The organism is Nocardioides sp. LML1-1-1.1, from assembly GCF_040676175.1.
Classification (GTDB): Bacteria; Actinomycetota; Actinomycetes; order Propionibacteriales; family Nocardioidaceae; genus Nocardioides.
The window spans coordinates 362559-388366 of record NZ_JBEGHK010000003.1 but is presented as its reverse complement, the minus strand read 5'-3'; the positions used below and the strand labels follow the sequence as shown (position 1 = coordinate 388366).

General features: G+C 70.8%; 34 protein-coding genes and 4 tRNA genes. 24 read left to right on the top strand and 14 right to left on the bottom strand.

The features are described 5' to 3' along the window. Nucleotides 1–35 precede the first annotated feature (35 nt). From pdxS to thrS, 6 genes are all read right to left on the bottom strand, one after another. Entirely contained in the window at nt 36–929 is an 894-nt protein-coding gene (gene pdxS / locus MRBLML1_RS12975; RefSeq protein WP_364516450.1) for a pyridoxal 5'-phosphate synthase lyase subunit PdxS, read from the bottom strand. A 31-nt stretch (nt 930–960) separates the two neighbouring features. Continuing rightward, complete coding sequence (pgsA, locus tag MRBLML1_RS12970) at nt 961–1623, bottom strand: phosphatidylinositol phosphate synthase (RefSeq protein WP_364516448.1); 663 nt, start codon at nt 1621–1623, stop codon at nt 961–963. A gap of 14 nt (nt 1624–1637) precedes the next feature. Beyond that, nucleotides 1638–2120 (bottom strand): HIT family protein, encoded by a 483-nt coding sequence (locus tag MRBLML1_RS12965; RefSeq protein WP_364517299.1) that lies wholly within the window; start codon nt 2118–2120, stop codon nt 1638–1640. A gap of 62 nt (nt 2121–2182) precedes the next feature. After that, entirely contained in the window at nt 2183–2911 is a 729-nt protein-coding gene (locus MRBLML1_RS12960) for a TetR/AcrR family transcriptional regulator (protein ID WP_364516445.1), read from the bottom strand. Nucleotides 2912–2923: 12 nt separating this feature from the next. Next, nucleotides 2924–3907: a hypothetical protein gene (locus tag MRBLML1_RS12955; RefSeq protein ID WP_364516443.1), complete on the bottom strand. Its 984-nt coding sequence runs from the start codon at nt 3905–3907 to the stop codon at nt 2924–2926. Nucleotides 3908–3910: 3 nt separating this feature from the next. Then, nucleotides 3911–5893 carry a threonine--tRNA ligase gene (gene thrS, locus MRBLML1_RS12950; protein WP_414691245.1) on the bottom strand — a complete coding sequence of 661 codons (1983 nt, stop codon included), beginning with the start codon at nt 5891–5893 and terminating at the stop codon, nt 3911–3913. 104 nt (nt 5894–5997) lie between these two features. Here thrS and MRBLML1_RS12945 point away from each other — a divergent pair, with 104 nt between their 5' ends. Further along, entirely contained in the window at nt 5998–6549 is a 552-nt protein-coding gene (locus tag MRBLML1_RS12945) for a Dps family protein (protein WP_364516441.1), read from the top strand. A 66-nt stretch (nt 6550–6615) separates the two neighbouring features. On the opposite strand, the gene MRBLML1_RS12940 is transcribed toward MRBLML1_RS12945, so the two are convergent. The 3 genes from MRBLML1_RS12940 to MRBLML1_RS12930 all read right to left on the bottom strand — a co-directional run bounded on the left by MRBLML1_RS12940 (nt 6616) and on the right by MRBLML1_RS12930 (nt 9305). After that, nucleotides 6616–7158, bottom strand: coding sequence for a hypothetical protein (locus MRBLML1_RS12940; protein WP_364516439.1), 543 nt, complete (start codon nt 7156–7158; stop codon nt 6616–6618). A 138-nt stretch (nt 7159–7296) separates the two neighbouring features. Continuing rightward, nucleotides 7297–7368: transfer RNA gene (locus tag MRBLML1_RS12935), tRNA-Val, on the bottom strand. An 80-nt stretch (nt 7369–7448) separates the two neighbouring features. Beyond that, nucleotides 7449–9305 (bottom strand): NAD(P)/FAD-dependent oxidoreductase, encoded by a 1857-nt coding sequence (locus tag MRBLML1_RS12930; protein WP_364516437.1) that lies wholly within the window; start codon nt 9303–9305, stop codon nt 7449–7451. Nucleotides 9306–9397: 92 nt separating this feature from the next. On the opposite strand from MRBLML1_RS12930, the gene MRBLML1_RS12925 reads away from it, so the two are divergent. Next, a complete protein-coding gene (locus MRBLML1_RS12925; protein ID WP_364516435.1) occupies nt 9398–10567 on the top strand; it encodes a GAF domain-containing protein in 1170 nt (389 codons plus the stop codon). On the opposite strand, the gene MRBLML1_RS12920 is transcribed toward MRBLML1_RS12925, so the two are convergent. Next, nucleotides 10557–11384 carry an aminotransferase class IV gene (locus MRBLML1_RS12920; RefSeq protein WP_364516433.1) on the bottom strand — a complete coding sequence of 276 codons (828 nt, stop codon included), beginning with the start codon at nt 11382–11384 and terminating at the stop codon, nt 10557–10559. The two genes, MRBLML1_RS12925 and MRBLML1_RS12920, sit on opposite strands and share 11 nt — an antisense overlap. A 145-nt stretch (nt 11385–11529) precedes the next feature. On the opposite strand from MRBLML1_RS12920, the gene MRBLML1_RS12915 reads away from it, so the two are divergent. From MRBLML1_RS12915 to MRBLML1_RS12905, 3 genes are all read left to right on the top strand, one after another. Further along, a tRNA-Gly gene (locus MRBLML1_RS12915) sits at nt 11530–11602 on the top strand. A gap of 64 nt (nt 11603–11666) precedes the next feature. Further along, nucleotides 11667–11740 (top strand) — tRNA-Cys (locus MRBLML1_RS12910). A 13-nt stretch (nt 11741–11753) separates the two neighbouring features. Continuing rightward, nucleotides 11754–11828: transfer RNA gene (locus MRBLML1_RS12905), tRNA-Val, on the top strand. Between the two features lie 104 nt (nt 11829–11932). Here the strand turns inward: MRBLML1_RS12905 and MRBLML1_RS12900 are convergent. Genes MRBLML1_RS12900 through MRBLML1_RS12885 form a run of 4 tightly spaced genes read right to left on the bottom strand, consistent with a single transcriptional unit; the run spans nt 11933 to nt 15364 of the window. Next, the gene (locus MRBLML1_RS12900; protein WP_364516431.1) at nt 11933–13138 is read right to left on the bottom strand and encodes a tyrosine-type recombinase/integrase; all 1206 of its coding nucleotides are present in this window, start codon (nt 13136–13138) and stop codon (nt 11933–11935) included. 2 nt (nt 13139–13140) lie between these two features. Next, complete coding sequence (locus tag MRBLML1_RS12895; protein ID WP_364516429.1) at nt 13141–13770, bottom strand: hypothetical protein; 630 nt, start codon at nt 13768–13770, stop codon at nt 13141–13143. 42 nt (nt 13771–13812) lie between these two features. Beyond that, on the bottom strand, nt 13813–14640 hold the full coding sequence (locus tag MRBLML1_RS12890) for a hypothetical protein (RefSeq protein ID WP_364516427.1): 828 nt from the start codon (nt 14638–14640) through the stop codon (nt 13813–13815). Nucleotides 14641–14656: 16 nt separating this feature from the next. Further along, a complete protein-coding gene (locus MRBLML1_RS12885; RefSeq protein ID WP_364516425.1) occupies nt 14657–15364 on the bottom strand; it encodes a hypothetical protein in 708 nt (235 codons plus the stop codon). A 198-nt stretch (nt 15365–15562) separates the two neighbouring features. On the opposite strand from MRBLML1_RS12885, the gene MRBLML1_RS12880 reads away from it, so the two are divergent. From MRBLML1_RS12880 to MRBLML1_RS12790, 19 genes are all read left to right on the top strand, one after another. Then, nucleotides 15563–15880 (top strand): hypothetical protein, encoded by a 318-nt coding sequence (locus MRBLML1_RS12880; RefSeq protein WP_364516423.1) that lies wholly within the window; start codon nt 15563–15565, stop codon nt 15878–15880. After that, entirely contained in the window at nt 15877–16092 is a 216-nt protein-coding gene (locus tag MRBLML1_RS12875) for a helix-turn-helix domain-containing protein (RefSeq protein WP_364516421.1), read from the top strand. Before MRBLML1_RS12880 ends, MRBLML1_RS12875 begins: the two co-directional genes overlap by 4 nt. Nucleotides 16093–16178: 86 nt before the next feature. After that, entirely contained in the window at nt 16179–16547 is a 369-nt protein-coding gene (locus MRBLML1_RS12870) for a hypothetical protein (protein WP_364516419.1), read from the top strand. Then, entirely contained in the window at nt 16544–16813 is a 270-nt protein-coding gene (locus MRBLML1_RS12865; RefSeq protein WP_364516417.1) for a hypothetical protein, read from the top strand. The genes MRBLML1_RS12870 and MRBLML1_RS12865 overlap by 4 nt, the downstream gene beginning before the upstream one ends. After that, on the top strand, nt 16813–17226 hold the full coding sequence (locus tag MRBLML1_RS12860; RefSeq protein ID WP_364516415.1) for a hypothetical protein: 414 nt from the start codon (nt 16813–16815) through the stop codon (nt 17224–17226). Before MRBLML1_RS12865 ends, MRBLML1_RS12860 begins: the two co-directional genes overlap by 1 nt. Further along, complete coding sequence (locus MRBLML1_RS12855; RefSeq protein ID WP_364516413.1) at nt 17223–17420, top strand: hypothetical protein; 198 nt, start codon at nt 17223–17225, stop codon at nt 17418–17420. The genes MRBLML1_RS12860 and MRBLML1_RS12855 overlap by 4 nt, the downstream gene beginning before the upstream one ends. Further along, on the top strand, nt 17417–18445 hold the full coding sequence (locus MRBLML1_RS12850; protein WP_364516411.1) for a hypothetical protein: 1029 nt from the start codon (nt 17417–17419) through the stop codon (nt 18443–18445). The genes MRBLML1_RS12855 and MRBLML1_RS12850 overlap by 4 nt, the downstream gene beginning before the upstream one ends. Further along, nucleotides 18445–18597, top strand: coding sequence for a hypothetical protein (locus MRBLML1_RS12845; RefSeq protein ID WP_364516410.1), 153 nt, complete (start codon nt 18445–18447; stop codon nt 18595–18597). The genes MRBLML1_RS12850 and MRBLML1_RS12845 overlap by 1 nt, the downstream gene beginning before the upstream one ends. Before the next feature lie 2 nt (nt 18598–18599). Then, nucleotides 18600–19826, top strand: a complete 1227-nt coding sequence (locus MRBLML1_RS12840) for a hypothetical protein (RefSeq protein ID WP_364516408.1) — start codon at nt 18600–18602, stop codon at nt 19824–19826. Further along, the gene (locus tag MRBLML1_RS12835) at nt 19823–21025 is read left to right on the top strand and encodes an AAA family ATPase (RefSeq protein WP_364516406.1); all 1203 of its coding nucleotides are present in this window, start codon (nt 19823–19825) and stop codon (nt 21023–21025) included. The genes MRBLML1_RS12840 and MRBLML1_RS12835 overlap by 4 nt, the downstream gene beginning before the upstream one ends. Next, nucleotides 21022–21345: a hypothetical protein gene (locus MRBLML1_RS12830; RefSeq protein WP_364516404.1), complete on the top strand. Its 324-nt coding sequence runs from the start codon at nt 21022–21024 to the stop codon at nt 21343–21345. Before MRBLML1_RS12835 ends, MRBLML1_RS12830 begins: the two co-directional genes overlap by 4 nt. Then, nucleotides 21342–22178: a hypothetical protein gene (locus MRBLML1_RS12825; RefSeq protein ID WP_364516402.1), complete on the top strand. Its 837-nt coding sequence runs from the start codon at nt 21342–21344 to the stop codon at nt 22176–22178. The genes MRBLML1_RS12830 and MRBLML1_RS12825 overlap by 4 nt, the downstream gene beginning before the upstream one ends. Continuing rightward, complete coding sequence (locus tag MRBLML1_RS12820; protein WP_364516400.1) at nt 22175–22447, top strand: hypothetical protein; 273 nt, start codon at nt 22175–22177, stop codon at nt 22445–22447. Before MRBLML1_RS12825 ends, MRBLML1_RS12820 begins: the two co-directional genes overlap by 4 nt. Further along, complete coding sequence (locus MRBLML1_RS12815; protein ID WP_364516398.1) at nt 22444–23097, top strand: hypothetical protein; 654 nt, start codon at nt 22444–22446, stop codon at nt 23095–23097. Before MRBLML1_RS12820 ends, MRBLML1_RS12815 begins: the two co-directional genes overlap by 4 nt. Continuing rightward, nucleotides 23094–23354 (top strand): hypothetical protein, encoded by a 261-nt coding sequence (locus MRBLML1_RS12810; protein ID WP_364516396.1) that lies wholly within the window; start codon nt 23094–23096, stop codon nt 23352–23354. The genes MRBLML1_RS12815 and MRBLML1_RS12810 overlap by 4 nt, the downstream gene beginning before the upstream one ends. After that, a complete protein-coding gene (locus tag MRBLML1_RS12805) occupies nt 23351–23821 on the top strand; it encodes a hypothetical protein (RefSeq protein WP_364516394.1) in 471 nt (156 codons plus the stop codon). The genes MRBLML1_RS12810 and MRBLML1_RS12805 overlap by 4 nt, the downstream gene beginning before the upstream one ends. Then, the gene (locus MRBLML1_RS12800; RefSeq protein ID WP_364516392.1) at nt 23818–25293 is read left to right on the top strand and encodes a DNA-methyltransferase; all 1476 of its coding nucleotides are present in this window, start codon (nt 23818–23820) and stop codon (nt 25291–25293) included. Before MRBLML1_RS12805 ends, MRBLML1_RS12800 begins: the two co-directional genes overlap by 4 nt. Continuing rightward, nucleotides 25293–25637: a hypothetical protein gene (locus MRBLML1_RS12795; protein ID WP_364516390.1), complete on the top strand. Its 345-nt coding sequence runs from the start codon at nt 25293–25295 to the stop codon at nt 25635–25637. Before MRBLML1_RS12800 ends, MRBLML1_RS12795 begins: the two co-directional genes overlap by 1 nt. Then, nucleotides 25630–25767 (top strand): hypothetical protein, encoded by a 138-nt coding sequence (locus MRBLML1_RS12790; RefSeq protein WP_364516388.1) that lies wholly within the window; start codon nt 25630–25632, stop codon nt 25765–25767. Before MRBLML1_RS12795 ends, MRBLML1_RS12790 begins: the two co-directional genes overlap by 8 nt. The last annotated feature ends 41 nt before the right edge of the window (nt 25768–25808 follow it).

Sequence of the window (25808 nt, the reverse complement as noted above, 5' to 3'; positions counted from 1 at the left end):
CGTCGGCCCCGCGGGGGCCGACCTGAGGCCTTCGACTACCAGCCGCGCTCGGCGAGCCGGTGCGGCTGCGGCAGCTCGTCGACGTTGATGCCGACCATCGCCTCGCCCAGCCCGCGCGACACCTTGGCGACCACGTCCGGGTCGTCGAAGAAGGTGGTGGCCTTCACGATCGCCTCGGCGCGCTGCGCCGGGTTGCCGGACTTGAAGATGCCGGAGCCGACGAAGACGCCCTCGGCTCCGAGCTGCATCATCATCGCGGCGTCGGCCGGGGTGGCGATGCCGCCGGCGGTGAAGAGCACGACGGGCAGCTTGCCCGTGCGCGCCACCTCCGCCACCAGCTCGTACGGCGCCTGGAGCTCCTTGGCCGCGACGTACAGCTCGTCGTCGGACAGCACGGTGAGCCGGCGCAGCTCGGCGCGGATCGTGCGCATGTGGGTGACCGCGTTGGAGACGTCACCGGTGCCGGCCTCGCCCTTGGAGCGGATCATCGCCGCACCCTCGGTGATCCGGCGCAGCGCCTCACCGAGGTTGGTCGCACCGCACACGAACGGCACCGTGAAGGCCCACTTGTCGATGTGGTTGGCGTAGTCGGCCGGGGTGAGCACCTCGGACTCGTCGATGTAGTCGACACCGAGCGACTGGAGCACCTGGGCCTCGGCGAAGTGCCCGATCCGGGCCTTGGCCATCACCGGGATGGAGACCGCCTCGATGATCCCGTCGATCATGTCGGGGTCGCTCATCCGGGACACGCCGCCCTGGGCGCGGATGTCGGCGGGCACCCGCTCGAGCGCCATGACGGCCACCGCGCCGGCGTCCTCGGCGATCTTGGCCTGCTCGGGCGTGACGACGTCCATGATGACGCCACCCTTGAGCATCTCGGCCATGCCGCGCTTGACCCGGGTGGTGCCGTGCTCCTGCTGCTCGCTCATGGGGAAGATCCTACGACCTCATGAACGGTGTTCAGGACGGGGTGTCCGTGCCGGCCTCGGCGGCCGCGGCGGCATCGAGGGCGAGCGCCTGGCGGCGCACCTTCAGCACCCGGAAGACGACGGTGTAGGTGCTGGCGAAGGCCAGCGCCCAGAGGGTGACCTCCATCAGGATCGGCAGGTCGAAGAGGGCACCCAGCCCGGTCATCACGAGGATCGAGACGAGGCGGTCGGCCCGCTCGGCGATGCCGCCCTTGGCGTCCATGCCGAGCGACTCCGCCCGGGCCCGCGCGTACGACGTGACCGAGCCCATCACCAGGCACCACAGCGTCACGCAGAGGTAGAGGTAGCTGTCGCCCTGGTCCTTGCCGGTGCCGGCGAAGTAGAGCGCCAGGCCGCCGAAGATCGCGCCGTCGCCGATCCGGTCCAGGGTGGAGTCCCAGAACGCGCCGAACTTCGAGCTGCGGCCCAGCTCGCGCGCCATCCGCCCGTCGATGAGGTCGCTGAAGACGAAGGCGGTGATGAACAGCACCCCGATCAGCAGCTCCCCCTGCGGGAAGAAGATCAGCGCGCCGGCGGCGACGCCGAGCGTGCCGACGAGGGTCACCGCGTCCGGGCTGATGCCCAGCCGGATGAACAGCCGCACGAAGGGGTGCAGCACGGTCCCGGCCCAGAACTCCTTGAAGCGATCCAACACGGAGCGAGAACCTACTACCGCCAGGCGTCCGCGAGCAGATCCCGGGTGTCGCCGAGCAGCTGCGGAAGGGTCTTCGTGCCGCCGATCACGGTCATGAAGTTCGCGTCCCCCGACCAGCGCGGTACGACGTGCTGGTGCAGGTGGCCCGACAGGGAGCCGCCCGCCGCTCCCCCGAGGTTGAGCCCGACGTTGAACGCGTGCGGCTGCGAGACCGACCGGATCGTGCGCAGCGCCGACTTGGTCAGCGCGGTCACCTCGGCGGTCTCGTCGTCGTCGAGGTCGGTGTAGTCGGCGACGTGGCGGTAGGGCAGCACCATCAGGTGACCGGGGTTGTAGGGGTAGAGGTTGAGCACGGCGTACGCCGTCTCCCCCCGGACCACGACCAGGTCGTCGTCCGTCGAGGTCGCCGGGTCACGGGTGATCCGGCAGAACGGGCAGGACGGGCGCGGCTCGGCGTGTGCCGGCTCGGCGCCCTCCTCGCCACGGACGTAGGACATGCGGTGCGGCGTCCACAGCCGCTCCAGCCCGTCAGGGTCGGACACAGGTCTCCTCGCTCGTCTCAGTCGTCGTCGGCAGCCGCGGGACCGAGCGCCTGCAGCAGGTCGGAGATCGGCAGGTCGGGCAGGTTGAGGCCCCGCGACAGCGCCATCCCGTTGATCTGCAACCAGATCGACTCCGACAGGATCGCGATGAAGGCCTGCGTGGACGGCTCGCGGTCGGCCCGCTCCAGCCAGCGGCGAACGGCAGCGAAGACCGCGCCGATCAGGCCGAAGACCCAGGGGTCGAGCGCCGCGCGGTCGTCGTCGGTCAGCTCCACGCCGAGCGCCGCGACGACGATCGACATGATCCCCTCGATGCCCTCGGCGACCTGCTGCACCGCCTGGCCGAGCGGGCTGGGCTCCCAGCCGGCGAGGTCGCGCTCGGCGAACCAGTAGAGCGTGGGGTGCTCGGTCGACCAGGTGACGAAGCTGCTCACGATGCCGTGGATGATCTGGTCCGGCGTCCCGTCCAGGGACAGCGCGGGCAGCAGCTCGTTGCCGACGTTCTCGCAGATCTGGCGCTGCACGGCGCGGTCGAGGTCGGCCCGGTCCACGAAGTGGCGGTAGATCACCGTGCGGCTCATCTTCGCCTCGTCGGCGACCGCCTGCACCTGGAACTCCTCACCGGGCGCCTGGCGCTCCAGCACCGCGATGGTGGCGTCGATGATGACCTGACGCCGGACCTGGTTGTGCTCCTGCCACCGGCGACGGCGCCCGTCCTGAACGTCGCCGACGTCCTGCGTGGTCATTGCCGAACCCTCTCACGTGAACCGGTGGAACCACTGACCGAGGTCGACCGCGATCCCCGGACAGGTGACGTTGAGGTCGCGCTGCTGCTCGACCCACTGCCCCAGCACGGCCGTGCCGCCCTGGATCGACCAGTCCGCACCGCACCGGTTGAGAGCCTCGGCCCGCGAGGTCTGCCCCGCGGCGCGCCACTCCGGGACGCCGCCGAGGTCGAAGTCGCCCACGACCCGGGCGTAGAGGCTGGGCGTGGAGTAGACCCCGATCCGGAAGCCCGCGTCGACGTAGCCGCGGGCGACGCCCTCGATCACCGCGGCGTTGGCCTTGAGGTTGCCGCTCCACTCGAAGACCGGCACCGGCTCCACGTCGATCCAGATGATCGGGCTGAGCAGGCCGACCTCGGCCATCGTGCCGATGTTGAAGCGAGCCTGGGCGTAGCCGACGTTCTTGAGCTGGCCGAGCGTGGTGGAGGCGTCGTAGGGACCGTCGGCGCCGTGGTCCTTGACGGTGGCGGCGTCGGGATAGCTGGACACGGCGTAGACCGCGACCAGCTTGTCGTTGTCCTTGACCCACTTCACCTGCGAGGCCAGGCAGGGGTTGGGCGTGAAGCCGGGGCCGTTGGTGAGCCCGAGGACGACGTACTCCGCGCTGGGCAGCGGCATCGGCAGCCCTTGGCCCTGCTTCTGCGGGATGCCCATCCCCTTCGGGCACTGCGGCCAGCTGATGTCGCCGCCCAGGACGTCACCGTCACGCGGCGCGATGTCGCCGGTGGGCTGCTCGGTGGCCCGGGCGAGGTCCTCGGCCGCCTTGGCCAGGTCGCTGGCGTCGTCGCCGGGGTCGCCCGCGTCCCCGCCGGGCTTGCCCTCGTCGGTCGGGCTCGCCGTGCCCACGCTCGACGACGGGGGCCGGGCCGGCGCGCCGGAGGGGCCGTCGGAGCCGCCGCAGGCCGCCAGGGCAGGCAGCAGCAGCCCCAGCGCGACGCACCCGACCGCCCGGCGCACGGCTCAGACCTGCTCGTGCGCGGCGACCGCGGCCACCACCCGCTCGACGGCCTCCGCGACCGGTACGCCGTTGTCCTGGCGCCCGTCGCGGTAGCGGAAGCTGACCGCGCCCTTCTCCACGTCCTCGCCGCCGGCGATGAGCATGAACGGGACCTTCTGCAGCTGGGCGTTGCGGATCTTCTTCTGGAACCGGTCGTCGGACTCGTCGACCTCCACCCGGATGCCGCGCGCCTTGAGCTGCCGCGCGACGTCGTAGAGGTAGTCGGTGAAGGTGTCGGCCACCGGGATGCCGACGACCTGCACCGGCGCGAGCCACGGGGGGAAGGCCCCGGCGTAGTGCTCGACGAGGACACCGAGGAAGCGCTCGATCGAGCCGAACTTCGCGGAGTGGATCATCACCGGCCGCTGCTTGGTGCCGTCCGGCGCGGTGTACTCCAGGCCGAAGCCCGCCGGCTGGTTGAAGTCGTACTGCACGGTGCCCATCTGCCAGGTGCGGCCGATCGCGTCCTTGGCCTGGACCGAGATCTTGGGCCCGTAGAACGCCGCGCCGCCCGGGTCCGGGACCAGCTCGAGGCCGGTCTCCGCGGCGACGTCCTCCAGCACCTTGGTGGCGGTGGCCCAGTCCGCGTCGCTGCCCACGAACTTGTCCAACTTGTCGTCGTCGCGGGTCGACAGCTCCAGGTAGAAGTCGTCGAGGCCGAAGTCGCGCAGCACGCTGAGCATGAAGCCCAGCAGGTGCTTGACCTCCGCCGGCGCCTGCTCCGGGGTGCAGTAGGAGTGCGAGTCGTCCTGGGCGAAGCCGCGGACCCGGGTGAGGCCGTGGATGACGCCGGACTTCTCGTAGCGGTAGACGCTGCCGAACTCGAACAGCCGCAGCGGCAGCTCGCGGTAGGAGCGCCCGCGGCTGCTGAAGATCAGGTTGTGCATCGGGCAGTTCATCGCCTTCAGCTGGTAGTTCGCGCCCTCGAACTCCATCGGCGGGAACATCGTGTCGGCGTAGTACGGCAGGTGCCCCGAGGTGTGGAACAGCCCGTCCTTGGTGATGTGCGGCGTGCCGACGTAGGAGAAGCCCTCCTCGATGTGGCGCTGGCGGACGTAGTCCTCCATCTCCCGCTTGATCACGCCGCCCTTGGGGTGGAAGACCGGCAGGCCGGAGCCGATCTCGTCGGGGAACGAGAACAGGTCCAGCTCGCGGCCCAGCTTGCGGTGGTCGCGGCGCTCGGCCTCCTCCAGCCGGTGGAGGTGGTCGTCGAGCTCCTCCTTGCTCGGCCAGGCGGTGCCGTAGATGCGCTGGAGCTGCTTGTTCTTCTCGTCGCCGCGCCAGTACGCCGCCGCGCTGCGCATCAGCTTGAACGCCGGGATCCGCTTGGTGGTGGGCAGGTGCGGCCCGCGGCAGAGGTCCTTCCACGCCACCTCGCCCTTGCGGTTGAGGTTGTCGTAGATGGTCAGCTCGCCGGCGCCGACCTCGGCGCCGGCACCCTCGGCGGCGTCGGCGGCGTTGCCCTTGAGGCCGATCAGCTCGACCTTGTAGGGCTCGTCGGCGAGCTCGACCAGGGCGTCCTCGTCGGTGGTGACCCGGCGCTCGAAGCGCTGGTTCTCCTTGATGATCTTGCGCATCGCGGTCTCGAGCTTCGCCAGGTCCTCGGGCACGAAGGGCACCGGCACGTCGAAGTCGTAGTAGAAGCCGTCCTGGATCGGCGGGCCGATGCCGAGCTTGGCCTCCGGGTAGAGCTGCTGCACGGCCTGGGCGAGCACGTGCGCGGTCGAGTGCCGCAGGATGTCGAGGCCGTCGGGGCTGCCGATGGTCACGCCCTCGACCTCGTCGCCGTCGGCCAGCGGGTAGGACAGGTCCTTCAGCTCGCCACCGACCCGCGCGGCGATCACGTCGGCGTCGTCGCGGAACAGCTCCCAGGCCTTCGTGCCCTCCGTCACCGTCGACTCCTGACGAGCATCAGGGGTGAGTACGGCGACCTTGATGTCGGACACGGAAGAGCTCCCTCGGGCTGGACCAGTCGGTTGCGTGCACCGGACGGCGCACCGGGTGCCGATGCTACCGGTGTGAACCGCCGCCGAACGCGTACTACCTGAGCATGACTGCGAACCAGCCTCTGCACTTCACCGCGCCCGGACTCGACGAGGACGCTGCCCAGCGCATCGTCACCCTCCTCCAGAGCCGGCTCGACGCCTGCAACGACCTGCACCTGACCCTCAAGCACGTGCACTGGAACGTCGTGGGCCCGCACTTCATCGCCGTCCACGAGATGATCGACCCGCAGGTCGACGCCGTCCGTGGCTTCGCCGACGACCTCGCCGAGCGGATCGCCACCCTCGGCGGCTCCCCGCAGGGCACGCCGGGCTCCCTGGTCCAGCGCCGCTCCTGGGACGACTACTCGATCGGCCGGGCGACCACCCAGCAGCACCTGGCCGCGCTCGACCTCGTCTACCAGGGCGTCATCACGACGTACCGCGACGGGATCAAGGAGCTCGACGACCTCGACCTGGTCACCCAGGACATGTTCATCGCGCAGACCGAGCAGCTGGAGCTCTTCCACTGGTTCGTCCGCGCCCACCTGGAGGACACCGGCGGCAACCTGAAGACCGCGGGCGACACGTCCGAGAAGGCCGCCGCGGGCGACGCCTGAGGCATCTCACGATGACGAGGGCCGCACCCGATCGGGTGCGGCCCTCGTGACGTCCGAGAAGAAGGTCTACGGAGACATCGACGCGAGATTGGAGGTCGCACGCTCGATCGCAGTGCTTGCCGCTGCCCATTTCTTCTGAACTCGCTTGTTGACCTCACCTTCGCCGAAGGTGCAGGAGTAATCATCGATGCATTCGGCCCACAGGTCTTTGACCTCGCGGTATCGGTTGAGCGCGACCTCAAGCTTGGCGCCGACTCCGGTCAGGCACTCAGTTGGTGTCGCGAGAATCGCATCGATCGAGTCGTCGTAGGCAACCTGAACGTCGCCCACTCGCTCTCCGTAGTCCGCGAAGGACAGGCCGACACTCAGGCGGGAGTTCAACTGCTGGGCGGCCGCCAGAAGTGTGGCCGTGGCTTCGGTGCACTTGTTGAACTGCGCCTCAGCCACCGCCGACTGCGATGCTGCCACTGCTGCGGCGCTCGCCGCCGAGGCGCTTGCGGCGGCCGACGCCTTCTCTTCGGCGGTCGGACCTTTGTCCTCAGTCCCGCCGCACCCGCTCGCGCACAGCATGGTCAGGGCGGCACCTACGAACGCGACTCTGCTTGCCATGGCCGCAGCCTAGAAGGACACGGCGAGACAATTCTCGAATATGAGGAACTAAAAAGGCGTCCAACGCGGACTGCAACCACGCACTGGACAGCCGCGACCCCCATCCTGCTGTCTCGCAGGCCGGGGCCGACTTCCGGGTGGGCGATACTGGGTTCGAACCAGTGACCTCTTCGGTGTGAACGAAGCGCGCTACCACTGCGCCAATCGCCCGGAGCGGAACCCGAAGGAACCGCGGTCGGAGACTCTAACGCATCCTCCGACCGCGGCTCACATCGGCCCCGTCCCACCGGTCACGCGAGGTGGTGGACCTCCTGCAGGCCGCGCACCGGCGTGGGGATCCCGGCGTGGCGGGCCTTGAGCTGCAGCGCCAGGTAGAGCGAGTAGTGCCGCGACTGGTGCAGGTTGCCGCCGTGGAACCAGAGGTTCTCCTGCTGGGTGGGCTTCCACATGTTGCGCTGCTCGCCCTCCCACGGTCCCGGGTCCTTGGTCGTGTCGGAGCCCAGGCCCCACACCTTGCCGACCTTGTCGGCGACCTCCTGGCTGATCAGGTCGGCCGCCCAGCCGTTCATCGAGCCGTAGCCGGTGGCGTAGACGACGAGGTCGGCGGGCAGCACGCTCCCGTCGGCCAGTACGACGGCGTCCTCGGTCAGGCGGTCGACCTGACCCTTGGCGAGCTTCACCTCGCCGTCCGCGACCAGCTCGGCGGCGCCGACGTCGATGTAGTAGCCCGAGCCGCGGCGCAGGTACTTCAGGAACAGCCCCGACCCGTCGTCGCCCCAGTCGAGGTCGAAGCCGGCGGCCTCCAGCCGGTCGTAGAACTCCTGGTCACGCTCGCGCATCCGGTCGTAGAGCGGGATCTGGAACTCGTGCATGATCCGGTACGGCAGCGAGGCGAAGATCAGGTCGGCCTTCTCCGTGGTGACACCGGCGGCCAGCGCGCGCTCGGAGTAGAGGTCGCCGAGGCCGATGTCCATCAGGGTGTCGCTCTTGACGATGTGCGTGGAGGAGCGCTGCACCATCGTCACGTCGGCGCCGGTCTCCCACAGCGCGCCGCAGATGTCGAAGGCGGAGTTGTTGCTGCCGATCACGACGACCCGCTTGCCGGCGTACGCGTCCGGGCCGGGGTGCTGCGAGGAGTGGTGCTGCTCGCCGCGGAAGACGTCCTGGCCGGGCAGGTCCGGGACGTTCGGCTTGCCGGACATCCCGGTCGCCATGACGAGGTGTGTCGGCTCCAGCACCAGCGGCAGCCCCTCGCGCTCGACCTGGACGCTCCACCGGCCGGTCGCCTCGTCGTACGACGCGCCGGTGGCGATCGTGCTCGACCAGTACGGCACCTCCATCACCCGGGTGTAGAACTCCAGCCAGTCGCCGACCTTGTCCTTGGGCGCGAAGACCGGCCAGTTGTCGGGGAACTTGAGGTAGGGCAGGTGGTCGTACCAGACCGGGTCGTGCAGGCACAGCGACTTGTAGCGGTTGCGCCACTGGTCGCCGGGACGCGGGTGCTTGTCGATCACCAGCGCCGGTACGCCGAGCTGGCGCAGTCGCGCGCCGAGGGCGATCCCACCCTGCCCGCCGCCGACGACGAGCACGTAGGGCTGGGCGGTGACGCCCAGCGCCTCGTCCTCGGCGGCACGGCGCTCGGCCCAGGTCACCCGCTCCTTGGTGGCACCGTGCTCGGCACCCATCGGGCGCCGGGTGCCGCGCGGCTCCTCGTGCCCCTTCAGCTCGTGCAGCGTGGTGAGGAAGGTCCACGCCTTCGGGCCGTCCTCCTCGACCAGGCGGGCCAGGCCGCGCCCGCGGCCGACCGCGGTCTCGAACGCGAACCAGGCGGTCGTCACCCCGTCCTCGGTCGTGGCCGGCTCGGTGAGGTGGAAGCCGCGCGGGTCGACCTGGTCGAGGGTGTCGGCGAGCAGGGCGGCGACGCCGTCGGGGTCCTCGACGGTGGTGATGTTCCAGGTGAAGGCGATCAGGTCGCGCCAGAAGCTGGTGGCGGCGAAGAGGCCGGCGGCCCGGTCCACGTCGCGGGCGGCGAGGGCGTCCTCGAAGGCGGCGAGCCAGGCGCCGGCCGGATCGGTGGCGGTATCGGTCGCGGGATCGGTGGCGGGATCGGTGGCGGCCACAGCGGGCCGTTCGTCGAGCTGGGTCATGCCGAGCAGTCGACCGCCGGGGCCCGCCGGGCCGGAACCGTTGCACGATGTTGCATGTGGCCCCGGTCACATGTTCGTCCTACGGTGGGACCATGGCCCCGCACGACCTCGCCACGCGGGCCCGCGACCTGGTCCGGATCCACGACGCGGTGCTCGCCGGCAGCGCTCCCCCGCAGCGTCCGCGCGCCCTCGTCGCCCGTTCGTGGGCCCGGGTCATCGACCTCGGGATGGACCCCGACGCCCGGACCGGACGCGACCCGCTCGGCCCCGGCGACGTCGAGGAGCGGCGTCGTACGTCGCGACTGGCGCTGGTCGTCGACGAGATCCGCGAGCTGCTGCTCTCCGCCGCGGACGCCTCCAGCTATCTCGTCGTGATCACCGACGCCGACGGCATCGTGCTGTGGCGCAGCGGCTCGCCGCGGGTCCGCCGCCAGGCCGACGGCCTCGGGTTCGCCGAGGGTGCGCTGTGGACCGAGGGCGCGGTCGGCACCAACGCGATCGGCACCGCGCTCGAGGAGGGCGCGCCGGTGCAGCTGTTCTCCGCCGAGCACTTCGAGACCGCCCAGGTGCCCTGGTACTGCACGGCCTCCCCCATCCACGACCCGATCGACGGCTCCCTGCTCGGCATCGTCGACGTCAGCGGCCCCGCGCTCACCCTGCATCCGGCCATCGAGGCACTGGTGACGGCGTCGGTCCGGCTCGCCGAGGCGCGGCTGTGGCGCCACCACGAGGAGCGCCTGGAGCAGCTGCGCCGCTCGGCCGAGCCGCTGCTGTCCGGCGCCAACGGCCCGCTCCTCGTCGTCGACGACCACGGCTGGGTGGCCGCGCACCAGGGGGTCGCGGTCCGCGACCGGGTGGAGGCGCCGCGCGCGGACCGGGCGGTCGCCGTACCGGGGCTGGGGGTGTGCCTGCCCGAGCGGCTGCGCGGCGGCTGGCTGATCCGGCCCTCGTCCGGCGCGACGCTCCTGCGCGCGACCCTCGACCTGTCCAGCACGCCCGCGATGCTGGAGGTGCGCGGCGGCGAGGCGCCGTGGCGGGTCGCCCTCTCGCCACGCCATGCCGACGTGCTGGCGCTGCTCGCCGCCGCCGGCCGGGGCGGGCTGACCGCCGGGGTCCTCAGCCACCGGCTCTACGGCGACGGCGAGCACCAGGTGACGGTGCGTGCCGAGATCTCGCGGATGCGCCGCGCGCTCGGGGCGCTCCTCGCCACCAACCCCTACCGGCTCGGCGACGGCGTCGAGCTGAGCGTCGTCAGCGGTTGAAGCCCAACAGGGACGGCTCGTTGGCGGCCCACGCCTCCGCCGCCCGCTGGGTGACCGGGCCGGGCGCGGGCAGCGTCCGGTCGTCCCAGCGGTGCACGCCCTGGACGTCACGCGTCGTCGAGACCAGGAAGATCTCCTCGGCCCCCGCGGCCACCTCGATCGGCTCGTCGACCTCCGTCGCGCCGAACCACTCGATGAGCAGCGCCCGGGTCACCCCCGCCAGGCAGCCGCTCGCCAACGTGGGCGTGCGCACCTCGCCGTCGACCACGTAGAAGACGTTCGTGCCGGTGCCCTCGCACAGGTGGCCCGCCAGGTTGGCGAAGATCGCCTCGCTCGCACCGGCCTCCTGCGCCCGGGCGAGGGCCAGCACGTTCTCGCCGTACGACGTGGTCTTCAGCCCCGCCAGCGCTCCGCGCTCGTTGCGCGGCCACGGGACGGTGACCACCGCCGTCGTCTCCGCCGCGGGGTCCATCGGGCTCGCCACCACGATCACCGTCACCGGGTCGCTGCCTCGCCCACTGCCCAGCGGCGCGTTGCCGCCGGTCACGGTGATCCGCAGCCGGCCCAGCGGCATCGGCTCGCCCTCCAGCACGGCGTGCACGCCGCGTCGTACCTGCTCGGGGTCGAGGCCGACCAGGCCCAGGCCCGCCGCCGAGCGCTCCAGCCGGTCGAGGTGGCGCTGCAGCGCGAACGGCTGGCCGTCGACCACCTTGACCGCCTCGAAGACGGCGTCCCCGACGGTGAGGCCATGGTCGGTCACCGGCACCGCCGGCGCCGTCGGGTCGGACAGCAGGTTCCCGTTGATCCACACGCGCATGGGGCCAGCCTAGGAGGCTCCTGGAGAGGTCCGCCGAGCCCGTCGACATGCCGAGGGGGACCCCCCGTTTTGGCGCCGTTCACCGGATCGGCTAATGTTCTCAACCGCACCACAGAGCGGGTTTCGACCGGCGAAGCGGTGTGATGCGGACATAGCTCAGTTGGTAGAGCGCAACCTTGCCAAGGTTGAGGTCGCGAGTTCGAGTCTCGTTGTCCGCTCGGAGAGGTCAGGCCCACTGGCTGACCAGGTCAGTCCAGAGTCAGATTTTGGGAAGGCCTTCGCGGTGGGTTGGCCGAGAGGCGAGGCAACGGACTGCAAATCCGTGTACACGGGTTCAAATCCCGTACCCACCTCCACACAACTCCACAAGGGCGATTGGCGCAGCGGTAGCGCGCTTCCTTGACACGGAAGAGGTCACTGGTTCAAACCCAGTATCGCCCACCACCACAGAACTAGCCCCTGACCTGCGGAAACGCAGATCGGGGGCTTCTTCGTTTCCCGACAGTCCGACCGCCCGTGAGGACGTGGTGAGGACGGACCGTGCAGCGCTACTCGTCCCAGGCGTTCAGGATCTCGTCGAACGCCCCCGGCCGGAGGTGGGCGTAGCGCAGCGTCGTGGAGTACTTCTCGTGCCCCAGCAGCTCCTGGACTCGCTTCAGGTCGACGCCCCGCTGGACCAGGCGAGACGCCGCGGTGTGGCGCATGTCGTACGGCGTCCCGGCCCGCACGCCGGCCCGCTCGAGCGCTGGCGTGAAGACCCTCGTCGCGAAGTTCCGGTCGTTCCACACTCCCCCGCCCGGTGCCGGGAACACGAGGTCCCCAGGAACCAGGCCGGCGCAGTGCTCGGCGAACCGCTCGCGCAGCCGCCGCGGGATCGGGGCGGCACGGTGGGACTTCTGGCTCTTCGCGTAGGGCCGCCACCCGTTGCGGGTCGCGACACCGTGGACGTTGATCTGCCAGATGTTGAGGTCGACGTAGTCGATGAGGAGCCCGAACAGCTCACCGGGGCGCAGCCCGACGAGCATGTTGTAGTCCACGGCCAGCTGGTGGCCGTCCTGCAGTTCGTCGACGATCTTGTCGATCTCGGCGTCGTGCCAGAAGAAGGGCGGCTTCGGTCGGGCCGGTGGGAGGTCGAGCCGGACGGCGGGGTTGACCGGGATGAAGCCGTCGTCGACCGCGGCGGTCAGCAGGCCAGAGACGTGCGCGACGATCCCCTGGATCGTCCAGGCGCCGAGGCCGGCCTCGATCCCGCTGCCGGAGCACCGCCGGGTCGTCGGCTCGCCGGTGCGTTGGGCCTTGAGCAGCGCGGCGCCGGCGAGCTTCGTGGTGTGCGTGCGGAGCATCCCGTGGCGGTCGACGCCGGGCTTGCCGTAGCAGCGGCGGCACTGCTCGGTCGCCATGGTCTTCACCCACGCCTTGAGGTCCGGGCGGGTGATCAGGCCGAGGGGGTGGCCGGCCCAGACGGGCTCGATGTGGGTGCGCCAGTGCGAGTCGGTCTTGTCGATCGAGACGGCGTCGGCGATCTTCGTCTTCCGCCACCGCTCGCGGTACTCCCCCAGCGTGGTGTCGGCGTCGGTGGGGTCGATCCACGTGCCCGCGGCGATCGCCGCTTCCTGGCGGCGCGCCCACTCGGCGACGACGCTCTTGAGGGGGTCGGAGTTGGTGATGCGCTTGCGGCGGCCGCTGGGCAGCTTGATCGGGGTGACGACGGTCGCGCGCCATCGCCCGGAGGGTAGCTTGTCGAACTGGGCCATGGTCAGGGCACCTCCTCGTAGGGGTAGTCGTCGTGGGGCTGGTCGTCGTAGGGGTGGTCGTCGTACGGGGGCTCGTCGTCTGGGGGCTCTTGGATCGGCGGGTAGTCACCCGGAGCGAGGTCGGCCGCCGCCGCGTCGGCTGGCTCGGCTGGGTAGCCCTGCCAGTCGAAGCCAGCCTCCGACCACGCCACGTCGTCGTAGATCTCGTCGGGGAACCGGGCCTCGGCCTCATCGAGCCGGCGCTGCACCTCTCGGCCCTCGGCCTCGGTGAGGTCCTGCAGCCGGGTCACGAGGGTCGGCACGTCGACCCACAACACGCCGGCGAGCTCCTCGTTGTCGTAGGCCCACAGCATCCCCTCAACGAGGTCGTCGAGGGTGATCAGCCGGCGGGCGGCGATGCGGTCCACGATCCGCTCCTCCCACTCCTCCCAGCCGACCACGGTCGCGCCGCGCTCGATGTGCACGACCTCGTGAGCACCAGTGCAACGCTCCTGGGGGCCGTCCTGGTCGGGGTCGAGGTACGTCGTGCTGGACTCCCAGTGGGTCCAGCCGAGGCGGCCGGGCAGCCGGCGCCACCGGATCCGCCACCCGGCGAGCCGGTGCGCCTCGAGATCCACCCACGGGTCGTACATGCCACGGACCCTAGGTAGGGGGTCCGACGGAAAGCCGCTGGGCTACTTCAGGGGGATCCTGACCTCAGCTGACTGGGACCCGCCGGACTCTACGAAGAGCTGCAGGTTCAACTCTCCGCCCACCTCGGCCGCGGCGAAGGCCAGAGCAATGTGGGCCATCGAGTCAGCCTGGACCGAGGTCGGGCCGGATTGCCCGGCGAGCTGGACCTGCCGGCCTTCTGGGGTCCTGTAGGCGGTTCGGGACTCCACCGCGACCGCCGCCCCGGAGGTGGTGTTGCGGAGGTCGAGTGCAACATAGAGGTCACCGTTGACGCTCTGGTACGCCGTGACCAACCTGATCTCCGCGAGGTCCCCGGCCTTGAATCGCTTCTTGCCGCCGGCCAGCAGCCGATTCCGCAGGTCCTTGCCGTTGACGGTGAACGAGGAGATCTTGTCGCCGTCGGACTGGATATCGCCGTAGGTCGAGCAGCTCTTCTTCTCGTCCTTCTTGTCCGCGGTCGAGCAGCTCTCGAACCCATCACCCTTCTTCGTCAACCGCTCAGGGTCATAGGCCTCCGACCCGCCGTCGCGGAGCGCAACAGAGAGCGCCGTCTGGTGCTCGAGGTAGAGCGCTGCCACCGAGCCGGGGGCAGCCAGCGACCTCACGTCCTCCATCTGCGTCACGTCGCTTGAGGCCAGCGCCTCGAAGAAGGCCCGCACGTCTTCGCCACTGGGCCCGCTGGAGTCGCCTGTGGTCTCGCCATCGTCAGCCGACCCGGCTGTGCGCCCGTCGGCGCCACCTGGTGACGTGTCCGGATCGTCTGAGCACGCGGTCACGCCTGCGGTCACCGCAGCGAGCACAGTCGCTGTGGCGAGCAGCCTCTTCAGCATCGTCTTCTCCGTTCGCTCAGGCGCCGTGCTCGGGACCATCGGGGTCGGGGGCTTCCCCAGCGACGTCCTGGCCACCCCGAAGGCCGCGCAGCCGTGGCTCTCCCCGTCGGGCCGCCGCTGCGAGAACCACGGATTCCGACGCGCCCACGATCGCCTGCGCGTCGAGGAGTAGGTCGCAGACGAGCGGGTCGGTGTCCGGGTCGTCGAGCGCCATGTCGGCTGCCTGGCTCACGTCCCCGTCGGAGAAGGACAGGAACCGGTCGAGCTCGGGGCGCAGCTCGGTGATGCGAGCCCGCCGAGCTCGGATGAAGTCGAACTCGAACTCCGCGGCGTACCGTGTCACCGAGATCCCAAGGGCGGCTGCCTCGCCCTCGACGCGCGCTGTGAATAGCGAGCCGCCTTCGAGCGCGACCATAGATCGAATGACCTCGTCGACAGCCTTCCGCTGGCGGGCGTTCAGCCGGTCGGACTCCGGCGGTGGCTCGTAGGGGTCGCTCTCCCCCGCCGGGCTCCCTGCGAGCTCGCGCAGACGTTCGAGGGACAGGCTCGGGAAGACATCAGCGAAGGCCGACAGCACCTCGTCACCGGGCGTGGCTGCGTGGCGGCCGCGCATGAAGTTCGCGACGGTCGCGTGATGGATACGTCCGCCGGCTCGCCGGGAGATCTCTCTCGACGACCAGTCGTGCTCGTTGGCCTTGTTCAGGGCTTCTGACAGTGCGCTCACGGGCTGGACAGTTCTCCTGTAGTCACTCTCGCGCAACCCGGTGCGTAGTCACTGGCGGCGCGCTCTGGCTACAAACTACAGCGCAGTAACCCGTTCCTGCGCCTACATCGCCCCTTGCGCGTGTAGGCGGTCGGTGACTACATTGCGTGTCGCGTGTTGTTGACAGCACGCGACAGTGCCTACAAGATGGAGACCCACGTGAAGAAGCCCGACCCATGGAGGTTGATCGTGCGACTCAAGTCGCGACGCGTCCTCAACGAGTACATCGAGTTCCACAAGATCTCTGGCCGCGAGCTCGCTCGGCGGGCGAACCAGATCGCCAAGAAGGCCGACCCCAACGACAGCGTCGGCCCGGCGATCGTCAACCACCTGCGTTCCGGGTTCCGCGACACCTGCAACCTGGTCACCGCCCGGGCCATCGAGGAGGCACTTCAGTGCCCTCCCGGCTTTCTTTTCGAGCAGTCGGTGTCGCGTGTCGCCGACAGCACCCGCCAGACGCGCAAGGTGCCGGCATGACCGCCACCCGCCCCGAGAGCGAGCGGGCCCAGCTGCTCGCGGTCAGCAGTGCGGCCAGCCGTCTCGACTGCTCGCGCGGCCACGTCTACCACCTGATCGCGGCCGGGAAGCTCCGCGCCGTCGACATCAAGGCGACCGGCAGCCGGCCCAAGACCCGGGTCTACGAGAAGGACCTCGACGACTACATCGCGCAGAACACCCGCACGGCCTGAAGCACCCCATCCAAGCCGAGAACCCCCAGCGCTCGCCGTCGGAAGCCGCGCCAGGGGTCTCGAACTACTCGAAAGGCATCGTACCGATGAACCACCCCACCACCAGCGCCACGCCGGCCAGCTCCACGCTGAGCACGACGCAGCGCGCCGAGCTCGTCGCCCACGCGCTCCACGCGCTGGCCGATCACATCGACCGCTACCACCTCCCCGAGCCCGGCAGCATCGAGCTGGAGGAGCACCACCTCCAGTTCGCCATCCGGGGTGACGACGCCGCGGTCTGGCAGGCGTCGCTCCTCGACGGTGTCGACGAGGTCCGCAAGGTCGCCGCCCCCGACAGCGTGCTGGAGAGCTGCATCGTCACCGGCCGGCTGCCCGACACCGGCGTGCGGGTCGTCATCGAGTGGGTCCAGCTCAAGGACTCGGCCGTCGACTACCTCCAGGCGGTGACCCGATGAGCACCCCGGACCTCAGCAACGCCTTTCCGACGGACCAGACCTCCCTCGTGGTCGTCGGTCGGTACACGCCCAACGAGCCGGTGCGCGAACTCGGCCCGGTCACGCCGCCGCTTTCCGCTCTCCAGTGGGTCGAGTTCTACGAGGGCAAGCGGGCGATGTACCGCGACCAGCAGCCGATGAAGCCGGGGTACATCGACGTCCGGATCGCCCTGCGCACGTCGACCTGGGACGCCCCGCCGGCTCCGTCGCGATCGGGGGACGAGTGATGAGCACCGCCCAGCAGCCCGAGCGGGACGACCTCATGGCGATCGCCGACGCCGTCGGCATCACCCAGCCCACCCACCTCGACGGCCAGCACCCCGACTTCGCCGTCCGGTTCCTCCCACACCCCTCTCACGCGCGCGAGTTCACCAACCTCGCGCTGGAGGTCCTTATGGCCCGGTGGACCGTCGAGGCCGGCGACGCCCTGTGGGATGACCTCGCCGAGGTCCCGATCGCGCTGATCCCCACCGACCACGACGTCTGCCGCGGCTGCGCCGACATCCTGTGCGGCTGCGAGACCCAGTGCGGCGGGATCGACCGCGACGTCTGCTCCCACGACGGCAAGCCCTACTGCCCGACCTGCGCACCGCACCACTGCCGGTACTGCGCCGACGAGAAGGCCAGGTGGGACCGATGACCCGCCTGCTGTCCGTCGTGCCGGACGACGACCGCCCGACGCGCGGCGAGCTGACCGCCGGCGACGTCGACCTGTTCCGCCACGACCAGGCGAAGCCGGCCCACGACGCCGCGACGTGCACGGTCGCGGACTGCTGGTCGTGCGCGTGGGAGACCAAGCCGGCCCCGACCCGGCCGACGGGAGGTGCGGCATGAGCGACCCCAGCGACATCCCCGACGAGGGCCCGCTGCGGCTCGACTCCCCCGGCGTGCCGGAGGTCACCGGACGGCCGATGGACCACAAGGCTCAGCCGAGGCAGTCCAAGAAGGAGAAGATCCCCGCCCGGCAGGCGAACGGCTACTACGCCGACCACGTCACTGGCGACCGGCTCCGTTCGGTCACCACGATCCTCGGCGGTGGTGTGCCGAAGCCTGCGCTGATGTTCTGGTCGGCCAAGACGTGCACGGACTGTGCGATCGAGCACCTCCCCGCGCTGGTTGCGGCGTCGCGGCATCCCGAGCAGCTCGCCGAGCTCCGGTCGTGGATCCTGCGGGCGCACACCCGGAAGAAGGAGGAGCGGGCCGAGGTCGGGTCGCTGGTCCACCAGGTCATCGAGTCCCGTCTCCTCGGCACCCCGCTGCCGCAGACGATCACGGTCGGGGAGACCACGTGGGAGGTCGACGGGCCGGAGCTCGCGCCGTTCCTGGAGCACTTCCTGGCGTTCGAGCAGGAGTGGGCGCCGCGGTGGACGGCCTCGGAGATGGTCGTCGCGAACGCCGACGACGGGTGGGCCGGGACGCTGGACTACACGATCGGCGCGGACGGGCGGATCGGTGACGCTCTCCGCGCGGCCGGGTACGACGTCGACCCCGGCATCGACCTGATGGGCGACACCAAGACCGGTGGCGACTGGGACCGCATCACCTCGGCCGGCCACGTGCACGGGGTCTACCCGGAGGCCGGGTTGCAGATGTCGGCGTACCGGCGGGCGAAGGTCGCCTGGCTGCGCGACGGGTCCCGGGTTCCGATGCCGCCGACCGCTCAGGTCGGTGTCGTGCTGCACCTGCGTCCGGAGGGCTACCGGCTGTACCCGGTGCGGTGCGGTGACACGGAGTACCGGTACTTCCGGCACGCGCAGATGGTCGACGAGTGGTCGTCGCGGATCGCTTCGGCGCAGGCGTCGGACCCGGTGATCGGACGGCCGCTCGTCCCGGTCGCGCCTGCTGAGGCGGTGGCCTGATGCCCACCGATCTCACCTGCCCGCTCTGCCACTCCCCGGCCTACGTCTGCAACGCCGAGCACACCGACGGCCCCGGCCCGCGGCTGCACTGCCGGGCCGCCTCTCTCCACAACTTCCCGGTCCCCACGACCGACGACCAGAAGGACTCCTGATCATGCCCATCATCACCACCCAGCGCCGCATGGCCGAGCACGGCCGGATCCGCCTCGGCCAGAAGGTCACCGGCGTCTCCAAGGCCGGCCGCGAGTACACCCGGCCCGCCAAGCTCGACCGGTTCCGCTTCACATCCGCCTCCCAGCGTCAGATCGACGCGATCGCCGCCAAGTACGGCGGCGAGGCCCGCCCCTGGGACAACGCCGGCAAGGGCGAGTTCGAGGTCGTTACCGACGCGACCGCCATCCCCGTCATCGTCGTCAAGGGCGGCTTCTCCCAGTGGCACGAGCACTGGACCAAGGCCGGCCTCCAGCACCGCTGCGACGGCGAGAAGGACGTGGCCGGCACCTTCTGTGACCCGCAGGACCCTGACCACATCGCCGCGATCGAGAAGCCCACGACGCGGCTATCGGTGATGCTCTCCGAGATCGAGTCCCTCGGTGTCTGGCGGATGGAGACCAAGGGCTGGAACGCCGCGGCCGAGCTCCCCTCGGTGACCGAGCTCGCGATGCACGTGGGTGACCTCGTGCCCGCGACCCTCGGGCTCGCGGAGCGGTCGTCGATCATCCAGACCGACAAGGGCCCGCAGACCTCCCGATTCGTGGTCCCGTTCCTCGACCTGCACGTCACGAAGCAGCGGCTCGTCGAGATCGTCGGCGGTCCGGGCGGGGCGCCGGCGATCGGAGGAGCCGGCGACGCCGCCCCTGCCATCGGTCAGCAGCACGCGGCACTCCCCGCCGGCGAGCAGCGCGAGGAGCAGCAGGGCCAGGAGGACCTCTACGCGCCGTACGCCGACCGGATGGCCAACTGCGCCGACCTCGACGCGCTGCAGGCCGTCTGGACCGACATCGTCAACGCGCGGCTGGTCGGCACCCAGGCGCCCTCCAACCCACAGGCCGACCCCGCGAAGGTCGCGGAGATCACGGCAGCCTTCAAGGCCCGCGCCGACCAGATCAAGGCGAGCCAGGAGCAGGGCGCGTCGCCCGCGGCGGACGAGCCGGTCGAGGCCGAGCTCGTCCCCGAGGAGGCGACGCACACCGCCGACCCGGGCCTGGACGCCGACGCCATCTGGCAGCAGATCGTCACCGAGGCCGGCCGCCAGGGCATGACATCCGCGGACGTCCAGGACCACTTCGCCCAGGTGATGCAGGGCCTCACCGCGGACTCCGCGTCCGCCGCCGAGCTGGCCCACTACCTGACCCAGCTCCAGACGGGACACGCGGCATGAAGATCATCAAGCTCACCGCGGAGAACGTGAAGCGGCTCAAGGCCGTCGAGATAACCCCCGACGGGACCATGCAGGTCATCTCCGGGCGCAACGCCCAGGGCAAGACCTCGGTGCTCGACGCGATGTGGCTCGCCCTCGGCGGCGGCACCGCCGCCCGCACGACCCCGCGCCCGATCCGCGACGGTGAGGAACAGGCGTCGGTCACCCTCGACCTCGGCGACCTCACCGTCACCCGGGTCTGGAAGGCGGGGAAGAGCAGCGCGCTGACAGTGACCGCGGCCGACGGGGCGAAGTACTCCAGCCCGCAGGGTGTCCTCGACGCGCTGGTCGGGCAGCTGTCCTTCGATCCGCTGGCGTTCACGCGGCTCTCGGCCCGGGAGCAGCGCGACGCGCTGCTCGAGCTGGTCGACCTCGACGTCGACCTCGAGGACATCGCCGCTCAGCGTCGCCGCGTGTTCGATCACCGCACCGACGTCGGACGACAGCGCAAGGCGCTCGGGGAGATCCCGCCGGTCGACCCGGACCTGCCGTCGGAGGAGGTGTCGGCCTCCGACCTGATCGACCAGATCACCCACCTCAACGAGCAGGAGGCCCAGCAAGAGCGCGAGCGCGCCGAGGAGCAGGCCGCGGCCACGATGGTCGACCAGCTGGAGGAGCAGCTGGTGGCCGCCCGCCGTCGGCTCCAGGGTGCGCGGCAGGCCGTCGCGTTCCACCAGCCGGTCGCCGAGCGCATCGAGACGCTGCGTGCCGAGCTGGCCGACGTCGAGCAGACCAACGCCCGGATCCGGGACAACGCCACGCTCCGGCAGCGCGCTGCCGAGCGGGACGAGCTGACCGACGACTACGACGCGCTCACCCAGGAGCTCGCGCAGCTCGACCAGGTGAAGGCGGACGCGCTCGCGAAGGCGACGTTCCCCGTCGACGGGCTCGGGTTCGACGACGACGGCGTGACGTACCGCGGCGTGCCGTTCGCTCAGGCCTCGTCGGCCGAGCAGATCCGGGTGTCGCTGGCGATGGCGATGTCGCTGAACCCGCAGCTGCGGGTCATCCGGATCCTCGACGGGTCGCTGCTCGACGCGGAGTCGATGGGCCTGATCTACGAGATGGCGGCCGCCCGGGACTACCAGGTGTGGGTGGAGCGGGTGGCCGACGGCACGGGAGTCGGCGTGCTGATCGAAGACGGCGAGGTCGCGTCGTGAACGGCCCGGAGCACTACCGGCTCGCCGAAGACCTTGCGCACGACGCTCGCCTCATCCTGGAGCGCCAGACGCCGAGCACGGCGAATGAGGCCAACATCGGCGCGGCCGCGCTCGCAGCCGTGGCGCAGGTGCACGCGACGCTCGCGCTGGCCGCCGCCATGGCCCACACGGCGTGCGGCATGACCGCTGACGGCAATACCTCCGCCGCGTGGCGCACCGCGATCATCGATCGCACTCGCGGCCTCGACCGCTGCACGGACAGCACCGACTGCGCGTCGGACGTCCACATCATCGGCTGCCCCAGCAAGGCGAACCGATGAGCGCCGCGCCGAAGTGGCACCAGGCCCCGATGGTCGGACTCGACACCGAGACCACCGGCACCGACCCCCGCACCGAGCGCGTCGTCACCGCCGCGATCGTGCACACCGCGCCGGCGTCGCGCCCGATCACGATGCAGTGGCTCATCCACCCCGGCACCGAGATCCCCGACGAGGCCGCGGCCGTGCACGGTTGGACCCTCGACCGGCTCGAGCAGCGGCTCCGCGGCTTCGGCGCCCTGCGGATCGCGCACGGCGTCGAGACCCCGTTCTCCCGCGAGGTCGCGCTCCAGCAGATCGCCGGGCAGGTCGCGGCGACCATGAGGCGCGAGTGCGCGCTCGTGGTGTGCAACGCGTCGTACGACCTCACCCTCCTCGAGGCTGAGCTCGGCCGCGCCGACCTGCCGACCGTGACCGAGCAGACCGGCGGGATCACCGGTGTCGTCGACCCGATGGTGCTGGAGAAGGCATGGGACCCCTACCGCAAGGTCAAGGGTGGCTGCCGGGGCGGGAAGCACACGTGCGGCGGCTGTGGTGTCGAGGACAAGACCCTCGGCTCGCTGTGCCAGCACTACGGGATCTTCCACGCCGGTGCGCACGACGCGGCCGCGGACACCCTCGCCGCGATGCGGCTCGCCGTGCGGATCACCACCCTGTGGCCCGACGTCGCCCGGCTCAAGCTGTCGACCCTGTTCGAGAAGCAGGTCGGGTGGCGCCGGCAGCAGGCCGACGGGCTGCGGAAGTACTTCGACAGGCACGAGATCGAGCACGACGGTGTCGATCCCGGGTGGCCGCTGCACACCGACCTGACCAACGCCCAGGCGGTGCTGGCATGAGCACCCTGGCCCGGACCACCAGCACGCGGCGTCCGCTGGTCGTCGTGCCGGTCGACACGACCGAGACCGACGACCCGCACGTGCAGGTCGTCATCGATGCCCAGCGGGCCATCGGTTGCCGGACGGCCGTCGCCTTCCTGGTCGCCGGGAACCGCGGCAAGGCGCACATGGAGCTCGTCCGGTCCGTGCGCCGGCAGTGGCTCCTCGCCTTCGACGGCGAGATGCCGCTGGAGCCGTCCCGCCTGCCCCACGAGAGGAGCACTCGATGAAGTACACCGTCCGTCCGCTCTCGGACCGCACCTGGCTCCGGCCGGCCAGCGCCCGCCAGGCCACCCGCTTCTCGGCGAAGTGGGGTGACACGGAGTCGCTGCTGCTCACCGAGGTGCAGTACCTCCAGGGCCGCAACCTCGTGATCGAGGTCGACGTCCGCGAGCAGGACCTCCGCCTCGACGGCACGATCCGCGCGAACGCACGTGAGGCCACCACGCCGGCCGTCGTGGTCGCGTTCGACTCCAAGCACGGACCGATGCTGAGGCGCTGCGACACCTTCTACGCGCCGTACTCCGGGCAGGGCCCGGACTGGCAGCACAACGTCCGCGCGATCGCCATGACTCTCCAGGCGCTCCGGGCCGTCGACCGGTACGGCGCCTTCGAGACTGGCGAACAGTACGCCGGCTTCAAGGCGATCGGCGGCGGCACCCCGATGCCGGCGGGGTCGTCGAAGATGGGGCAGGACGAGGCGCTGCGGGTGATCCGCGAGCTGACCGGGTTCCGCCTCGAAGGCGACCCGAGGGCCGAGACCACGCAGAAGGCGTGGCGGCACGCGCGTGCCGCGGTGCACCCTGACCGGCACGACGGGGACCACACCTACTGGAACCTCGTCGAGCAGGCCGGCCGCGTGCTGGGGGTGACCCGATGAGGCCCGGGCAGTGGCTCGCCCGCCGCCGGGCCGAGCGCATCCAGCCCGACCTGGACCGCGCCGTGCCCGAGATCGAGGACCTGCATGTCACCGCGGTCGACCGACCGGCGTACCGGCAGGGCGCCGAGGACATGCGGACCGAGATCCTCCGGATCCTCACCCGCGAGCCCGAGGTCACCGCCGACGGCTGCCACCCGGTCTACCACGAGCTCGGCACCCACGCCCCGATCGGCAACGCCCGGACGGTGACCCCGTGACGCGCCTGATGTCGGTGGCGTACACCGAGCAGCAGGTCCGCGACCGGGTCAAGGACGTCACCCGTCGCCTCAACTGGTGGGAGGACCGCCGCGGCCGCCGGCTCCTCCGCCCGGGCGACCGGCTCACGCTGGTCCGGAAGGTGATGGGCCGCAAGGCCGGCGAGCCGATCGTGCACGTCGACGACGTCGTGGTGCTCGACGTGCGCCGCGAGCCGCTGTCCTGGCTCACCGACCCCGACCGGCCGGCGCTCGACCCGGTCACCGGCCGCTGGTCGACGTACGGGCGCGTCGAGGTCGCCCGCGAGGGCTTCCCTGGCATGGACCCGGCCGAGTTCGTCGACCGGTACTTCGTGCGCGCGCAGGGCATCCCTGTGGACGCGGTGGTGACGCGGATCCAGTGGCGGTACCTCGAGCCGACCGACGAGCAGCTCGCGCTGTACGTGGACCACCCGGCGGTGGCCGGATGACCGTCCACTTCGCCGACGACAGCATCACCCTCCACCACGGCGACTGCCTCGACGTGCTCCGCGAGCTCCCCGACGCGTCGGTCGACGCCGTAGTCACCGACCCGCCCTACGGCCTCGGCTTCATGGGCAAGGAGTGGGATTCGCTGCCGCCCGGCGAGGAGTGGGCGCGCGAGTGCCTGCGGGTCCTCAAGCCTGGCGGCCATCTGCTCGCGTTCGGCGGCTCCCGCACCTGGCACCGGCTCGCGGTGGCGATCGAGGTCGGCGGCTTCGAGATCCGCGACTCCATCGCTTGGCTCTACGGCTCCGGCTTCCCGAAGTCGCTCGACGTCTCCAAGGCGATCGACAAACGACCCGGGTTCCTGCGACACAAGGAGTTCGCCGAAGAGATGTACGGCCGCCGCTTGCTTCTCGGTCTGTCGCTGGCCGACGTGCAACGCGAGGTCGTGGGCAGTCAGACCGGAGCCGTCTGGAACTGGGAGCATCACCAGTTTCCGTCCGCCAAGTGGTGGCCGAAGCTCAAGGCCACCCTGCACATGGACGACAAGTGGGATGAGGTCATCGCCGAGGCCGAACGAGAGAAGGTCGGCGAGCGAACCACCGGACGCGGAGCGGGCAAGGGCTCAACCCCGATCGTCGGCGACAGCGAGAATCGGGACATCACAGCGCCGTCGACCGACGCTGCGCGGTCGTGGCAGGGCTGGGGCACCGCGCTCAAGCCCGCGTTCGAGCCGATCGTCGTCGCTCGCAAGCCCCTCGCCGGCACCGTCGCCGCCAACGTCCTCGCCCACGGCACCGGCGCGCTGAACATCGACGGCTGCCGGATCGAGACCACGGACGACCTGAACGGCGGCGCCTACGCCGAGGTCGGCGGGCGATCGGAGTCGGCGTCCCTGCGCGCCGGGTCGGGGATGAACGTCCCCGGCAAGACGGTCGGCAAGGACTTCACCCAGCCGTCCGGCCGCTGGCCGGCGAACGTCGTGCTCGACGAGCACCAGGCCGCCGAGCTCGACGAGCAGAGCGGGACGCTCACGTCGGGCTACATGCGCCCCGACGTCGACCGCACCACCCGCCAGGGCGACGCCTACGGCACGTTCTCCGCCCGCACCGCCACCGAGACCTACGGCGACACCGGCGGCGCGTCCCGCTTCTTCTACGTCGCCAAGGCCAGCTCCGAGGAGCGTCCCCGCGTGGACGGCGTCGCACACCCCACCGTGAAGCCGTTGGAGCTGATGCGCTGGCTCGTCCGGCTCATCACCCCGCCCGGCGGTGTCGTCCTCGAGCCGTTCGCCGGGTCGGGCACCACCGTGGAGGCCGCGGTCATCGAGGGGTTCCGCTGCGTCGCGATCGAGCGCGAGGCCGAGTACCTCCCACTCATCGAGGCTCGCATCGCGCGCCGTCGTGACCCTGTCCGCGCCGTGCAGCTCGCCGGAGACGACGCCGGCCTGTTCGGCCTGTTCGAGGCAGGTGCCTGATGCCCTACCTCGCCCCTGAGAAGCGCGCTGCCGGCACCTGGGCACCCCACCCCAACGACCTCCCGCCGCTCCCCCGCCCCGATCAGACCCGCTACGGCCCCAAGCCGGCCCCCGACTCGGAGACCACCGGCATCGCGACCACCCACGAAGGCGGCGGCACCGTCACCACCTGCCGCGTCTGCGGCTGGCTCCGGTTCCACGAGACCGACCAGGACGCCCAGCGGATCTCCGCCGAGCACACCTGCCGCCGCGGCGACCGCTGCCTCGCCTGCGGCCCTCCGTACCGCCTCGGCAAGGACGGCTGCCCCCACCTCACCCCCGCGAAGGAGCCTGCCGGTGTGTGACCACCACCTCGCCGACGACCCCACCGGTCTCCCTTGCCCCCGTCTCGACGACCACGCTCCCGGCCGCGGCTGCACCTACGTCTCCACCAGCGCGACCGACGACCGGCACACCGACGGCGGACACGGATGACCGCCCTTCTCCTCGCCGCCGGCTGCTTCCTCGCCGTCTTC

Bases quoted from the DNA above. Each gene is read 5' to 3' on its own strand.
- MRBLML1_RS12925 (WP_364516435.1), top strand. From the start codon at position 9,398: ATGGCCCCGCACGACCTCGCCACGCGGGCCCGCGACCTGGTCCGGATC.
- MRBLML1_RS12940 (WP_364516439.1), bottom strand. From the start codon at position 7,158: ATGGCAAGCAGAGTCGCGTTCGTAGGTGCCGCCCTGACCATGCTGTGC.
- MRBLML1_RS12960 (WP_364516445.1), bottom strand. From the start codon at position 2,911: ATGACCACGCAGGACGTCGGCGACGTTCAGGACGGGCGCCGTCGCCGG.
- MRBLML1_RS12815 (WP_364516398.1), top strand. From the start codon at position 22,444: ATGAAGTACACCGTCCGTCCGCTCTCGGACCGCACCTGGCTCCGGCCG.
- MRBLML1_RS12800 (WP_364516392.1), top strand. From the start codon at position 23,818: ATGACCGTCCACTTCGCCGACGACAGCATCACCCTCCACCACGGCGAC.
- MRBLML1_RS12850 (WP_364516411.1), top strand. From the start codon at position 17,417: ATGAGCGACCCCAGCGACATCCCCGACGAGGGCCCGCTGCGGCTCGAC.
- pdxS (WP_364516450.1), bottom strand. From the start codon at position 929: ATGAGCGAGCAGCAGGAGCACGGCACCACCCGGGTCAAGCGCGGCATG.
- MRBLML1_RS12795 (WP_364516390.1), top strand. From the start codon at position 25,293: ATGCCCTACCTCGCCCCTGAGAAGCGCGCTGCCGGCACCTGGGCACCC.
- MRBLML1_RS12895 (WP_364516429.1), bottom strand. From the start codon at position 13,770: ATGTACGACCCGTGGGTGGATCTCGAGGCGCACCGGCTCGCCGGGTGG.
- MRBLML1_RS12820 (WP_364516400.1), top strand. From the start codon at position 22,175: ATGAGCACCCTGGCCCGGACCACCAGCACGCGGCGTCCGCTGGTCGTC.
- MRBLML1_RS12835 (WP_364516406.1), top strand. From the start codon at position 19,823: ATGAAGATCATCAAGCTCACCGCGGAGAACGTGAAGCGGCTCAAGGCC.
- MRBLML1_RS12865 (WP_364516417.1), top strand. From the start codon at position 16,544: ATGAGCACCCCGGACCTCAGCAACGCCTTTCCGACGGACCAGACCTCC.
- MRBLML1_RS12860 (WP_364516415.1), top strand. From the start codon at position 16,813: ATGAGCACCGCCCAGCAGCCCGAGCGGGACGACCTCATGGCGATCGCC.
- MRBLML1_RS12810 (WP_364516396.1), top strand. From the start codon at position 23,094: ATGAGGCCCGGGCAGTGGCTCGCCCGCCGCCGGGCCGAGCGCATCCAG.
- MRBLML1_RS12965 (WP_364517299.1), bottom strand. From the start codon at position 2,120: ATGTCCTACGTCCGTGGCGAGGAGGGCGCCGAGCCGGCACACGCCGAG.
- MRBLML1_RS12900 (WP_364516431.1), bottom strand. From the start codon at position 13,138: ATGGCCCAGTTCGACAAGCTACCCTCCGGGCGATGGCGCGCGACCGTC.
- MRBLML1_RS12840 (WP_364516408.1), top strand. From the start codon at position 18,600: ATGCCCATCATCACCACCCAGCGCCGCATGGCCGAGCACGGCCGGATC.
- MRBLML1_RS12870 (WP_364516419.1), top strand. From the start codon at position 16,179: ATGAACCACCCCACCACCAGCGCCACGCCGGCCAGCTCCACGCTGAGC.
- MRBLML1_RS12825 (WP_364516402.1), top strand. From the start codon at position 21,342: ATGAGCGCCGCGCCGAAGTGGCACCAGGCCCCGATGGTCGGACTCGAC.
- MRBLML1_RS12890 (WP_364516427.1), bottom strand. From the start codon at position 14,640: ATGCTGAAGAGGCTGCTCGCCACAGCGACTGTGCTCGCTGCGGTGACC.
- MRBLML1_RS12845 (WP_364516410.1), top strand. From the start codon at position 18,445: ATGCCCACCGATCTCACCTGCCCGCTCTGCCACTCCCCGGCCTACGTC.
- MRBLML1_RS12920 (WP_364516433.1), bottom strand. From the start codon at position 11,384: ATGCGCGTGTGGATCAACGGGAACCTGCTGTCCGACCCGACGGCGCCG.
- MRBLML1_RS12930 (WP_364516437.1), bottom strand. From the start codon at position 9,305: ATGACCCAGCTCGACGAACGGCCCGCTGTGGCCGCCACCGATCCCGCC.
- MRBLML1_RS12855 (WP_364516413.1), top strand. From the start codon at position 17,223: ATGACCCGCCTGCTGTCCGTCGTGCCGGACGACGACCGCCCGACGCGC.
- MRBLML1_RS12875 (WP_364516421.1), top strand. From the start codon at position 15,877: ATGACCGCCACCCGCCCCGAGAGCGAGCGGGCCCAGCTGCTCGCGGTC.
- MRBLML1_RS12945 (WP_364516441.1), top strand. From the start codon at position 5,998: ATGACTGCGAACCAGCCTCTGCACTTCACCGCGCCCGGACTCGACGAG.